Raw genomic sequence first — 12,428 nt, 5'->3', positions numbered from 1 at the left:
GAAAAGACGCTTTCGGTACGCGAACAAAACTTGGACGGAACAATGCCGGTGGCATTGTTCCGGCCTGCGCCGGGAGTCATTTCCTCCAGTGGAGGAAATGACGGATCATCAGTCGCTGGTCGAAATGGACGCCGCGTATAGCGCACCTAGCCTAAAAACCGTCGTACCCGCCACTGGCGGCTACGACTTCCGGGACTCGGCGTCCCCCTTGGCCGGAACCCAAGCTCAACGCACGCACGCAAACCGCAGACCTTCAGGCATGCACAATCCCGGCCTGCGCCGCCCACTGCTCCAAACTACTCCGCTTGATGGCCGCCGCCATCATGTCCGGGAACAGATCCGGCGTACACGCAAACACGGGTGCTCCCATCGCCGCCAGCTTGGCCGCATTCTCCCGGTCATACGACGGCGCTCCGCGATCGTCGAGCGCCAGGAGCACGATCAGCTGCACGCCGCTCGCCACCAGGTAAGCCGCCCGCTTGAGCATTTCCGCATTATTCCCGCTTTCGTACAAATCGCTGATCAGCACGAAGATCGTGTCCTTCGGCCGCGTCACCAGTCCCTGGCAGTAGCCGAGCGCCCGATTGATGTCCGTCCCGCCCCCGAGCTGGGTCCCGAACAGGACTTCCACCGGATCGTGCAAGGTCGGCGTCAAGTCCACGACCGCCGTATCGAATACCACCACTGAGGTGCTCACCGCCTTGATGGTCGCCAGCACCGCCGCGAACACGCTGGCATACACGACCGACGGCGCCATCGACCCGGACTGGTCGATGCACAGCACGATATCGCGCAGAGTTTGCCCCTTGCGGCCGAACCCGATCCGCCGCTCGGGAATCACCGTGTTGTACTCCGGCTGGTAATGCTTCAGATTGGCGCGGATGGTCCTCAGCCAGTCGATCTCGTTGTGCCGCGGCCGCACATTGCGCACCGCGCGATGCAGCGCGCCGCTCACCGCCTGCCGCATCGGGCTGGCCAGCTTCTTCTCCAGGTCGCGGACCACGCGCTCGACTACTTGCTGCGCTGTCGCCCGCGTCTTGTTCGGCATGACCCGGTTCAGGCTGAGGAGCGTCGCCACCAGATGGACATCCGGCTCCACCGCCATCAGCATCTCGGGTTCGCACAACATCTGCTGCAGGCCGAGACGTTCCAGCGCATCCTTCTGCATCACCTGCACGACCGACGAGGGGAAGTACTGCCGGATATCGCCCAGCCAGCGCGCCACGTTCGGCGCCGACGCACCCAGTCCGCCGCGCCGCTCGCCGTCGTTGTAGAGCGCATTCAGTGCGCCGTCGAGCGCCAGGTCGCCGGCGTCGAGCTGGACGCCCTGGTCGGTACCGCCGCCGAGCACGAGCCGCCAGCGCCGCGCGACTTCGTTGTGGTCTATGTCATTCGCCATGAACAGCATCCTGCGCAGCCGCGCTTCCAAGAATGGTTCGAAGGACCGGGAGCACGCGCATCGCGCGCTCTTCATCTACTTCCGTAGTACCCGAAACGGCTACCCGACGCGCGCCCGGCTGGCTGGACGCCGCGCGTTCGGCCAGCTGGCGCCGCTCCGGTGGCGTGAAGGTTCCAAAGGTGCGCCGCAGCAGCGGCAGCAATTCGATGAAGCCCTCCGCCGGCTGCGACATGAGCCAGGCATTCACCAGCTCCCACAGCTCGTCGCTGTGCGCCAGCAGCGTGCCGCCGCCGTCCAGGAATCCCTCCAGCCACTGGGCAGTGACAAGCGGCGGGACTGCGTGCGACGAGCGCAGCGACAACTGGCGCGCCGCCTCGCCAGTCGGCCAGCGCTGCTGCTCCGCAAGGATGCGCGTGCAGCGCCCGGCGACTAGCGGATGGCTCTGATCCGAGCGCGCCAGCTTGTCGAGCGTGTCAAACCACTCCTCGAGGTGTGCCTCCTCCTGGAAGCGCCGGATGGCCTGGTCACCGGCGATGAGCTGCCGGAGCAGGATCGCAGCCGCATCGTCCGCCAGTGCGCGCGCACCGAAGGGCAGGGCGATGCAGGCGCGCGTGATCAGCACCCCGGCCACGCCGGCAAGCGCCGTGGTATCGGTGCCGCGCACATTCCCGTAACGGATCGCGTCGACCAGCGGTGCAATGGCTTCCAGCAGGAAGCCGGGATCCGGCGTCGTCGCGCCGACATCCTGGATCCGCTGCATGACCGGCCCGACCGCTTCCTGCAGATCCGCCAGCAGGATCTTTTCCATCAGGGCCGTCAGTTCCGGCAAGTTCAGAGCCTGGGCACCGCGTTCGATCGCGAGTGCATTGGCCGCGCGGTCGAGGGTCGCTCCCCAGACGCTGGCCTCGATCAGCTGGATCGCGAACTCAGGTTCCCACGCGAGCTGCCACAACTCATGGAAGGTACCGGTCGTCCCGTGCGTCCGCTGCCGCCGGCCCCAGTCCACGCCGACCATCGCGAGACGATGCAGCAGGACGCTTTTCTCCAGGTGGGCAGGCTGACGCAGATCGAGATCCATTCCCACCGCATCCGCGCGTAACGGCATGCGCAGGCGCTTCTGCTGCGCCTGCACGTCCTGCACCAGCGGCACCGTCGGCACGTCGTCGGGCACATCGCCCAGGCGGTCGTTCACCAGCAGCTCGCGCCGGATCAGGCGCAGGGTCGCATCATTGTCCTGGCAGAAGACGGCGCGCACCGCTTCCAGCAGTTCGTCCAGGCCGGTGCGCGGCCGGCCGCGCAAGGCCGCCAGCGTCTCCGCCAGGCGCTGTGCATCGATGACCTGGGCCGAGGAGGCGTCCAGGTCGTGCTTGCGCAGCAGAGCCGCGACATCGGTCAGCCAGAACAGGCCCGCCTCGTCCCCGTGCTCCCACACATGCTGATACCAGCCTGGCGAGTTGACGCCCGCGCCATAGCCGCTCGCGAAGGTCAGCCTGCCATAGCTCCACGGTATCCAGGTCGCCAGCACCTTTTCCTTCGGCAGTCCCTTGAGCAGCTCGGCATCGCTCTTCGCACTTGGCATGGACGCCAGCGCAGGCACGTGCCAGGCGCCGCAGACCACGGCGATACGCGCATACCCTTCTTTCTCGGCCGCGCGGATGGCATTGCGCATCCATGCCTCGCGCCGCAGTTCGAGCGTCGACGAGGACGGCCCGGCCGCCTCGCGCACGGCGCCCATCATCTCGGCCACGGCCTCGAACAGGTCCAGGCTGTCGCGCCGCTGCTCGACCAGGTGATCCCACCAGGTCTCGGTATCGCCATAACCCGCCGCCTGCGCCAGCCATCCCAGCGGATCGGCCTGCACCTCGTCGCCATCCTCCGGCTCGGGCTTGCGCTCTTCCGCCAGGCGGTGGCTCTGCGGTAAATCGCAGAAGCGGAATGGGACACCGTGCTCGTTCGCATAGCGCATGGCTTGCCATTCCGGCGAGTAGGCCGCGAACGGGTAGAAGACCGCGCGCTGCGGCGCCGCCGCCGCATACAGCAGCAGCGCGACCGGCGGCGCCAGTTCCGGCCGGCCCTCGAATGCGGCCAGGCTGTCCGCTTCAGGCGGACCTTCGACCAGCAGGCAGTCGGGCTGCAGTTCCCGCAGCGCCTCGAGCAGGCTGCGCGCGCAGCCGGGCCCGTGGTGGCGGATGCCGAACAGGTGAACGCTCATGCCGGGCGCTCAATCCATGACGTCGCGGCAGGCGCGGTACAGGTCCTTCCAGCCGCTGCGCTCTTTCACGACCGTTTCGAGATACTCGAGCATGGCCACGCGGTCCTGCACCGGATCCTTGACGATCGCGCCGACCATGCCTGCCGCCAGGTCGGCGCCGCGCAGCACGCCGTCGCCGAAATGGGCGGCCAGCGACATGCCATGCGTGATTACGGAAATCGCTTCCGCCGTGCTCATGCTCGCCGTCGGCGCCTTGAGCTTGATCTTGCCATCCTCGGTCGTGCCGTCGCGCAGTTCGCGGAACACCGTCACGATGCGGCGGATCTCTTCCAGCGCCGGCACTTCGCCCGGCAGTTCGAGCGCCCGGCCCATACCGGCGACGCGCGTCTGCACGATGCGCACTTCCTCGTCGGCAGTGCGCGGCGGCGGCAGCACCACGGTATTGAAGCGGCGTTTGAGCGCGCTCGACAGCTCGTTGACGCCGCGGTCGCGGTCGTTGGCCGTGGCGATGATGTTGAAGCCTTTCTGCGCCTGTACTTCATCATCCAGCTCGGCGATCGGCAGCACCTTCTCGGACAAGATGCTGATCAGGCTGTCCTGCACCTCGCCCGGGATGCGGGTCAGCTCCTCGATGCGTGCGATCTTCCCTTCACGCATGGCGCGCATCACCGGGCTGGGGACGATGGCTTCCAGCGAAGGCCCCTTGGCCAGCAGGTGCGCGTAGTTCCAGCCGTAGCGCAGCGCTTCCTCGCTGGTGCCGGCCGTGCCTTGCACCACCAGGGTGGAGTCGCCGCTGATCGCCGCCGCAAGATGTTCCGACACCCAGGACTTGGCGGTCCCCGGCACGCCGAGCAGCAGCAGGGCGCGGTCGGTGGCGAGCGTGGCGACGGCGATCTCGATCACGCGCGGGTTGCCGATGTACTTGGGGCTGATCTCCACACCGTTATCGAGCTTGCCGCCCATGAGATAGGTGGCCACGGCCCAGGGGGACATGCGCCAGCGCGGCGGACGCTGGCGGGTGTCGCTGGCGATCAGGGCCTCGATCTCCCTGGCGAACTGCTCCTCCGCGTGCTGGCGAAGGACGGTGGTGGTCGATGCGGTCATGCGGGCTCCTGGAAAGAAAGCGACATCTCGTGCCGGAAGCGCACGGTGTCGAAGAAATTGGCGATGCTGTCGTGGATGCCGCCGTCGCCGGCGCCGGCGCGCCAGGCGGCTTCGAGGCCGGCGATGGCCGGCGGATCGACGACGCCTGCAAAGCTGTCGAGGGCGGCCTTGATTTCCCATTGGGCGCCGGGAATCGCGGGCAGCTCGCGCAGCAGCCGCTCGATCACCTCGCGCGACAGCGCGGCGGGCCAAATGATGGACGAACGCCTGGCCGCGTGGACCAGCAAATCGACCAGCACGCGTTCCGCCTGGCCCCAGGTCTGGCGGCTGGCGCCCACAATGTCGGCGAGGCAGGCATGCAGTTCGGCCGGCGTCATGCGTGCGAAGAGCTCGAAGAAGTCTCGCGGGTACTGCTGCCGCATCCGTTCGTCGGACGATAGCCAGAACGCCAGCAGGGCTTGCGTCCATTCGCCCAGCTCGTGGGCTCGAGCAGCTCCGCGCAGCGCGCCACTGGACCAGCCGCGCACCAGGGCATGGGCGAAGTCGCTGCGCGCCGCCATAGCGATAAGTTCGCTCGGATTAAGACCAAGGCGCGCCGGCCAGATGCGCGGGTCGGTGGCGGCGAGCAGGTCGACCAGCCAGCCGGCCTTTTCGCCCAGCCCAGGATGGGCGGCTGCGCCGACGCCGTCACGCAGCGCGGCCTTGTCGATGGACTCCGGCAGCGTGACCTCGATGCTGTTACGGCCCAGGAGCACGCGCTTCACATGGAGCAGGGGCTCGGCCCTTGCCTGCATGCGCTGACGCAGGGCGGAGCCGGGCAGCTTTACCAGCAGGGCTTGCGCCGCAAGCCGTACTTCCTTGCGGCGGTCGTCGAGCGCGGTTTCAAGGAAGGTTTCGTCGTCGGGACCAAGTCCGACGCCCAGGCAGCCGAGCAGCTGTGCGCGTGCATCCGGCGCTTCACTTGCCCAGGTCTGCATCAGCGCATCCCTTGCAGCGCCTGGATCCTCCGCGCGCCACTGCGCCAGGGCGGCAAGCCGCTGTTCCAGGCTGCCTGTCTCCCAGAGCCGCTGAAGATCGTCATGGCCTGCGGCCGGCGCCGCCCACCCCCAGGCCTGGTCGAAGCGCGACAGCCAGCGTCCGCGCTCGCCGAGCACCTGGGTCAGCTCGGCGCGCAGTTCGGTATGGCGTGTCGCGAGCGCGAGCAGGTTGGGCAGGAAGCGCGCGGGCAGGTGGCCGCCGTAGCGCGTCAGTTCGCGCAGCCATTCGAGCATCAGGACGGTTTTTTGGCCGCCTTGCAGCAGGCGCGCCAGCAGCGCCTCGGCGCGGGGAGGGCAGGCGCGCAGCCGTTCCGCCGGCGCGGCAGCGAGGGGGGCCGGTGTCGGGATGGCGGCAGGCTTCAAGCCGGCGCGCGTCCACAGCGACCACGCGCCCAGCGATTGCCAGAGTTGCGATTCGGCGTCGCCACCGCCGGGCAGAACGCTTTCGAGCTCGGCGGGCAAGGCTGCGCGCCGCGCACCCGCCGCGCGCGACGTCCCGATCTGCAGAAGGCTGTATAGCTGGCTGGCGTCGCTCATGCGAGAAAGTCGGTTTCGAAGTTGTAAAGGCGGTCGTCATGCCAGCCGCTCAGCGGCAGGAAGGCCTCGCCATCCCATTCGCCCACCAGCGTCAGCGCATGTCCGCCGCTCAGGGCAGCCAGGTGCAGATGGTGGCGGAACGCGGCATCGAGCGGGATCACGCCGCCGTCGGCACTGCGCAGCGTGCGCGCCGCGGGATCGGGCACCACATCGGGAAGGATGGCGGGCCAGCTGTCGAGGAAAGGCTGGCTGGCCAGTGCGTCGGCATAGGCGTCGAGCAGGGCAGGGAAGCCGCCTCCTGCCGGCGCAGCGCCGTCGATGAGCGTGCTGGCGGACTGCTGGCGCACCAGGGCGCGCAGGGGCAGGGCGCTCGGGTAGAAACACAGTTCGCCGTCGAACTGCGTGCCGACCGGGACGGACTGCTCGAATCCCTGGGTGCCGACCGCGAATTGCAGCAGTAGCGCCCAGCGCCGGGTGCCTGTCCCGTACAGCCACGTGGCGCGGCTGCGGATCCGCTCGTCCTCGCTGCTGCGCTGGGCCAGGACCAGCCAGCGGTCGCCGACCGGCGGCTCGGCCAGCACTTCTTCTTTGGGGACGGTAAAGCCGACCAGGCTGCGCAGGTCGCGCTGCAGCAGGTCCGGCAACTGCTCGATGCGCTGCCAGGCGCTGGTGACCAGATAGAGCGCGGCGAGTTCGTTGGCCAGGCGGCGCTCCCAGTCGGGCAGGGTGGTCTGGAAGCACATCGCCCCCGCGCGCCGCAGGCGGGCCGCAAGGCCTCCAGCCTGCGCATCGACGAGACGCGCCGCCATGCCGTTCCAGTATGCGGGGCCGCGCTCGCGCACGCCGGCCAGGCCCTCGCGCGCCAGGTCATGCAGCCAGGTCTGCAGGTCGGCCAGGCCGCGGCCGACGCCCTGCTCGCGCTTCTCTTCGCGCTTGCGTGCCTGGGCCGCGGAGGCTTCCGCCTGTTCCGGCGTTTGCGCAGCGGCTTTCTCGGTCTTCCTTTCCAGGCGCTGCTGGCGGCTGTCGAGCCAGTCCGCCACCCATTGTGGCGCCGCGCCGGCGGCAAACAGGCCTGGCTGGGCGCTCAGCAGGAGATACAGCCCGAGGCCGTGCTTGCAAGGGAATTTGCGGCTCGGGCAGGTGCACTTGAAGGCGGGTTCGGCGATGTCGATCTGGGTGCGGTAGGGGACCTTGCCGCTGCCCTGGCATTCTCCCCACAGCGCGCGCTCGTCGCGCCCGAGCTGGCGCCATTTGGCCGGCGTGGCCAGCTGGCTGCCGGCTTTTGCCGAGGCGGCGTCGGGAGCGAGAGAGAGGATGTGATCCGAGCTGAGCGTCACACGCAAACCCATGGATAAAGGAATGCGGCAACTATACCCTGCTCATCCGCCGGAAGCGGAGGCTTTTGCTATGCAACAAACATAAAGTGCGCCTCCGCTAACCGGAGGCTGATCAGCCTGCGCTGTCGTTGAGATGCTTGCGCAGCTTGACCAGCTGGTCGCGCAGGCCGGTGACCTCGTCGAGCGAGCACTTGGTGGCGGACAGCACGGCCGGCATCATCTCGGCGGCTTGCCCGCGCAGCGCCTTGCCCTGCTCGGTGAGGGTGATGATGACCTGGCGCTCATCGCTGCGTGCACGCGCCCGCTGCACCAGGCCCTGGGTCTCCATCCGCTTCAGGAGCGGGGTCAGGGTGGCCGAGTCCAGGAACAGGCGGGCGCCGATATCCGATACCGTCAGCTCGTCCCGCTCCCACAGCACCATCATCACCAGGTACTGCGGATAGGTGAGCCCGAGTTTCGGCAGCACGCCGCGGTACACGCGCATCATGGCCAGCGAGGTCGAATACAGCGCAAAGCACAGCTGCTGGTCCAGAAGAGGCGCTTGGGCAGCGGAGGAAGGAGTGGTCGTCATCGGTCCAATATAGATCGCTTACGAGCTAATTGCAAGCGATGTGATGCGCGCCGGAGATGGCGAATCTTCATGCGATTTGAATATCGGTCGACCGGATAACGCTTTGTCCTCGCATTCCTGCAGTTCGTCGCACAAGTCCCTCGGCCTGCCGACTTCCGGCATACGATGGTGCGATCAAAAAAACCAGAAGGAGATGGCGATGGACAAGCCTCCAGTGCCGGCGGAATTGACCCCCGTAACGAACAACGAACGCATCCAGGCCCTCGATGTGGTGCGCGGATTTGCCCTGATCGGCATCCTGATGATGAATGTCGAGTTCTTCAACCGTGCTACTGCCCAGCTTGGTTCAGGCATGCAGACTGGCCTGAGCGGCGCCAACTTCGTGGTCAGCTACTTCGTCCAGTATTTCGTCGTCGGTAAATTCTGGACCATCTTCTCCCTGCTGTTCGGCATGGGCTTCGCCGTGATGCTCACCCGGGCGGAGCGTGCCGGCCGCAGCTTCCTCGTTCCCTACATGCGCCGCATCGCCGCGCTGGCTGTCTTCGGCGCCTTGCACCATATCTTCCTGTTCTCCGGCGACATCCTGTTCAGCTATGCGGTTGCTGCGACGGCCCTGCTGATCGTCCTGTACGGGCGGACGAAATGGATCCTGCTGGCGATGGCCCTGTGCATCGGCGGTGGCTTCATCCCTCACATGAACTGGCTGTTCGGGATTGCCGGCGGCCTGGCCTTCTTCGGCGTCGCCGCCTGGTGGCTGCGCGGAGAGCAGCGCATGAAACGCTTCGGCCGGCCGCCGGTCATCGCCTTCATCCTGATGGTCGTCGGTGTGATCGGCCTCATTGGCGGCGCCGTGACCTGGGCACTGCCGGCCATGCCGCCGCAAGCGCGCTTCGGCCTGCCGCTGCTCGGCTTCGCGCTGTTCACGCTCGGCTACCTCACCAAGCGCTACCACGCAGACAAGCCGGCCCGCCCATGGCGGCTGGGTGTCGGCATCTACTGCTTCTCCTTCTTCATGATGACGGGAGCTGGCGCATCGATGTACTTCTTCCCGGAGAAGCCGGCTGCCGTCGTCAGCAAGGAGGAGGCCAAGAAGCAGAAGGAGCAGGCCGCCGAACGTGCGAAGAACATCAAGGAGCGCGAAGAGCGCATCAAGACCGAAACTGCAGTGCTCAGCAAAGGCAGCTACGCCGATGCCGTGACGCTGCGCGCCAAGCATTTCATCGAGAGGGCGCCGGGAGAAGTCGGCTTCGCAACCATCCTGATCGGCATGTTCCTGATCGGCACCTGGTTCGTCCGTTCCGGCATCATGGAACGGGCGCAAGAGCACCTGCCGCTGTTCCGCAAGCTGGCCATGTTCGGTCTTCCAATCGGTATCGGCATGGGCTTGCTCGGTTCCACCATCGCCATGCACTCGATACCGGGCTCGCGCGGTGCCGACGGCTTCCAGCTGGCTTCGGGCCTGCAAATGCTGGGCAACCTGCCCGCCTCGCTGGGCTATGTCAGCCTGGTGATCCTGATGCTGTACAGCGCTTCGCCGCTGAACAAGGTGAAGGTGCTGGCGCCGTTTGGCCGCATGGCCCTGACGAATTACCTGACGCAATCGCTGGTGGCCTCCACTTTCTTCTTCGGCTACGGCTTCGGCAACTGGGGTATCTCGCGCGCGGACCAGATGCTGTTCGTCGTGGTGCTGGCCGCGGTGCAGATCGTGTTCAGCCATCTGTGGCTGTCGCGCTTCCGTTACGGGCCGATGGAATGGCTGTGGCGTGCCGTCACCTACTGGACCATCCCGCCGATGCGCCTGGGCGCATCGGGCGCCGCGCCCGCAGTGGCAACGCCGGCGTGAGGGGGTTGGTTGGGATTGGCGCGGCGCTGCTGGTCGGCGCCGCGCTGCCGGCCGCCGCACAGCCGGTAAAGGTAGCGGGCCTGGCGCAGCCGGCCCGGATCGTGGTCGACCGCTGGGGCGTTCCCCATATTTACGCATCGAGCCAGGATGACGTTTTTTTTGTGCAGGGCTTCAACGCTGCACGCGACCGGCTGTTCCAGATCGACTTATGGCGCCGTCGCGGGCTGGGCGAGCTGGCCTCGGTCTTCGGGCCGTCCTATGTGGAGCAGGACCGGGCGGCGCGCCTGTTCCTGTACCGCGGCGACATGGCGCCGGAATGGGCGGCCTACGGCAAGGACGCACAACGGACCAGCACCCGCTTTGTTGCGGGCATCAACGCCTACATCGATTACATCGCCCGCAAGCCAGAGCTGATGCCCTTCGAATTTCGCCAGCTCAGCTATACCCCCGCGAAGTGGCGTCCCGAAGACGTGGTGCGCATCCGCAGCCACGGGCTGACACGCAACCTGACCCAGGAGTTCGCCCGCGCGCGTGTCGTCTGCCGTGCGGGCCTGGCGGCGGACGCAGTGCGCGCCCAGCTGTCGCCGGCATGGACCACGCGCGTGCCCGAAGGCCTCGATCCTTGCCTGCCCGAGGACGCGCTCGACGTGTTTGCGCTCGCGACGGAGAACGTGCGCTTCGACCGGCGGAACTTGCAGGCGTCGCGCGTGGCGCCGAATGGGGAAACGCTCGAGGGCAGCAATAACTGGGTCGTCGCGCCGTCGCGCACGACGACCGGCCGCCCTATCCTGGCGAACGACCCGCACCGTGCCTACGGCGTGCCGTCGCTGCGCTATATCGTGCACCTCAGCGCTCCCGGCCTCGACGTCATCGGGGCAGGGGAGCCCGCCTTGCCGGGCGTATCGATCGGCCACAACGGGAAGGTGGCGTTCGGGCTGACCATCTTCAGCATCGACCAGGAAGACCTGTACGTCTACGAGATCAATCCTGCGAACCCGAAGCAGTATCGCTACAAAGGCGGCTGGGAGAACTTCCGCGTGGTGCGCGAGAAGGTCGCCGTGCGCGGCCGGCCTGCGAAGAGCGTCGAGCTGCGCTTCACCCGTCATGGGCCGGTGATCCACCAGGATCCGGGTAAGCGCCGGGCCTTCGCAGTCCGCACCGCGTGGACCGCGCCGGGCATGGCGCCTTACTTCGGCAGCATCGATTACATGAAGGCGCAGGACTTCCAGCAGTTCCGGCGCGCCATGGAGCGCTGGGGCGCGCCGACCGAGAACCAGGTGTATGCCGATACGGCCGGCAATATCGGCTGGGTCGCCGGCGGCCTGGCGCCGGTGCGTCCTAACTGGGACGGGCTGATGCCCGTGCCCGGAGACGGCCGCTATGAATGGCAGGGATTCCTCGATGGCGCGAAGCTGCCCTATGTGCTCAATCCCGGGCAAGGCTGGTTCGCGTCGGCGAACGAGATGAATCTGCCCGCCGGTTTTCCGTATCGGCAGCACAAGCTCGGCTTCGAATGGCCGGACAATGCCCGCGCACGCCGGATCGCGCAGGTACTCTCGGCGGCGCCGAAAGTCGGCATTGAGGATATGGAGCGCCTGCAGAACGATGTCGTGTCCTTGAATGCGCAGCGGCTGGTTACCCTGCTTAAGCCGCTGTCCTCCCGCGATCCCAAGACACAGGCCGCGCTGCGCCTGCTGTCGTCCTGGGACGGCGAGGAGAGTGCTTCCTCCAGCGCGGCAGCTCTATATGAGACGTGGTGGTCGCGGCATCTCGGCTACGCTTTCAAGGAGGCCGTCCTGGCGCCGGCGGCAGTGGAAGCCATGGATGCGCCGCATGCGAGCGTCCTGATCGAATCGCTCGAGAAGCCGGCGCAACGCTTCGGTAAGGATGCCGTGCGCAAGCGCGACGAGGTCCTGCTGTCCAGCCTAGGGCGCGCCTGGGCGGAAATGGAGGGGCTGCAGGGGCCGGATCCGACTCGCTGGCAATGGGGCAAACAGCACTTCAGTTATTTCGCCCATCCGATGACGCCGCTCCTTGACCAGGCCACGCGTTCGCAGGTGAACATAGGCCCGCTGCCACGCGGTGGTGGCGCCTATACGGTGAATGTGTCGAGCTATCTCCCCGAGAATTTCTGGCATGCGCATGGACCCTCGTTCCGGATGGTGCTGGACGTCGGCAACTGGGACAACTCGCGTGCGATCAACACCCCGGGGCAGTCTGGCGACCCGGCGAGCCCCCATTACCGCGACCTTGCCGGCAGTTGGGCGGAGGGCAAATACTTCCCGCTGCTGTACTCGCGGCAGGCGGTGGACAAGGCCGCCAAGCAAGTCATTGAATTGCTGCCGGCGCGCTGACGGCCCGGGCCTTGCAAGCGGACGCGGGCTTTGC

8 protein-coding genes are annotated in these 12,428 nt (G+C 67.1%); 2 read left to right on the top strand and 6 right to left on the bottom strand.

Translation table 11 applies throughout. The features are described 5' to 3' along the window. Positions 1–253 precede the first annotated feature (253 nt). From J8847_RS23295 to J8847_RS23270, 6 genes are all read right to left on the bottom strand, one after another. Positions 254–1,399: a VWA domain-containing protein gene (locus J8847_RS23295; RefSeq protein WP_211527069.1), complete on the bottom strand. Its 1,146-nt coding sequence runs from the start codon at positions 1,397–1,399 to the stop codon at positions 254–256. Further along, positions 1,389–3,611: a DUF5682 family protein gene (locus tag J8847_RS23290; RefSeq protein WP_211527068.1), complete on the bottom strand. Its 2,223-nt coding sequence runs from the start codon at positions 3,609–3,611 to the stop codon at positions 1,389–1,391. Before J8847_RS23290 ends, J8847_RS23295 begins: the two co-directional genes overlap by 11 nt. 9 nt (positions 3,612–3,620) lie before the next feature. Next, the gene (locus J8847_RS23285) at positions 3,621–4,715 is read right to left on the bottom strand and encodes an AAA family ATPase (protein WP_211527067.1); all 1,095 of its coding nucleotides are present in this window, start codon (positions 4,713–4,715) and stop codon (positions 3,621–3,623) included. Beyond that, positions 4,712–6,289, bottom strand: a complete 1,578-nt coding sequence (locus J8847_RS23280) for a DUF5691 domain-containing protein (RefSeq protein WP_211527066.1) — start codon at positions 6,287–6,289, stop codon at positions 4,712–4,714. Before J8847_RS23280 ends, J8847_RS23285 begins: the two co-directional genes overlap by 4 nt. Next, on the bottom strand, positions 6,286–7,626 hold the full coding sequence (locus J8847_RS23275; protein ID WP_211527065.1) for an SWIM zinc finger family protein: 1,341 nt from the start codon (positions 7,624–7,626) through the stop codon (positions 6,286–6,288). Before J8847_RS23275 ends, J8847_RS23280 begins: the two co-directional genes overlap by 4 nt. A gap of 112 nt (positions 7,627–7,738) precedes the next feature. Further along, positions 7,739–8,197, bottom strand: coding sequence for a MarR family winged helix-turn-helix transcriptional regulator (locus tag J8847_RS23270; RefSeq protein ID WP_211527064.1), 459 nt, complete (start codon positions 8,195–8,197; stop codon positions 7,739–7,741). A 199-nt stretch (positions 8,198–8,396) separates the two neighbouring features. On the opposite strand from J8847_RS23270, the gene J8847_RS23265 reads away from it, so the two are divergent. Then, on the top strand, positions 8,397–10,040 hold the full coding sequence (locus J8847_RS23265) for a DUF418 domain-containing protein (protein WP_211527063.1): 1,644 nt from the start codon (positions 8,397–8,399) through the stop codon (positions 10,038–10,040). Then, a complete protein-coding gene (locus tag J8847_RS23260) occupies positions 10,037–12,394 on the top strand; it encodes a penicillin acylase family protein (RefSeq protein ID WP_373999981.1) in 2,358 nt (785 codons plus the stop codon). The genes J8847_RS23265 and J8847_RS23260 overlap by 4 nt, the downstream gene beginning before the upstream one ends. The last annotated feature ends 34 nt before the right edge of the window (positions 12,395–12,428 follow it).

The organism is Massilia sp. AB1 (genome assembly GCF_018119385.1).
Taxonomy (GTDB): Bacteria; Pseudomonadota; Gammaproteobacteria; order Burkholderiales; family Burkholderiaceae_D; genus Telluria.
The sequence above is the reverse complement of the archived record's forward strand: the minus strand, read 5'-3'. Positions and strand labels throughout refer to the sequence as shown.

What these genes read in the sequence shown, in the direction of transcription:
- J8847_RS23265 (WP_211527063.1), top strand. Translation starts at nt 8,397, where the DNA reads ATGGACAAGCCTCCAGTGCCGGCGGAATTGACCCCCGTAACGAACAAC.
- J8847_RS23280 (WP_211527066.1), bottom strand. Translation starts at nt 6,289, where the DNA reads ATGAGCGACGCCAGCCAGCTATACAGCCTTCTGCAGATCGGGACGTCG.
- J8847_RS23285 (WP_211527067.1), bottom strand. Translation starts at nt 4,715, where the DNA reads ATGACCGCATCGACCACCACCGTCCTTCGCCAGCACGCGGAGGAGCAG.
- J8847_RS23295 (WP_211527069.1), bottom strand. Translation starts at nt 1,399, where the DNA reads ATGGCGAATGACATAGACCACAACGAAGTCGCGCGGCGCTGGCGGCTC.
- J8847_RS23270 (WP_211527064.1), bottom strand. Translation starts at nt 8,197, where the DNA reads ATGACGACCACTCCTTCCTCCGCTGCCCAAGCGCCTCTTCTGGACCAG.
- J8847_RS23290 (WP_211527068.1), bottom strand. Translation starts at nt 3,611, where the DNA reads ATGAGCGTTCACCTGTTCGGCATCCGCCACCACGGGCCCGGCTGCGCG.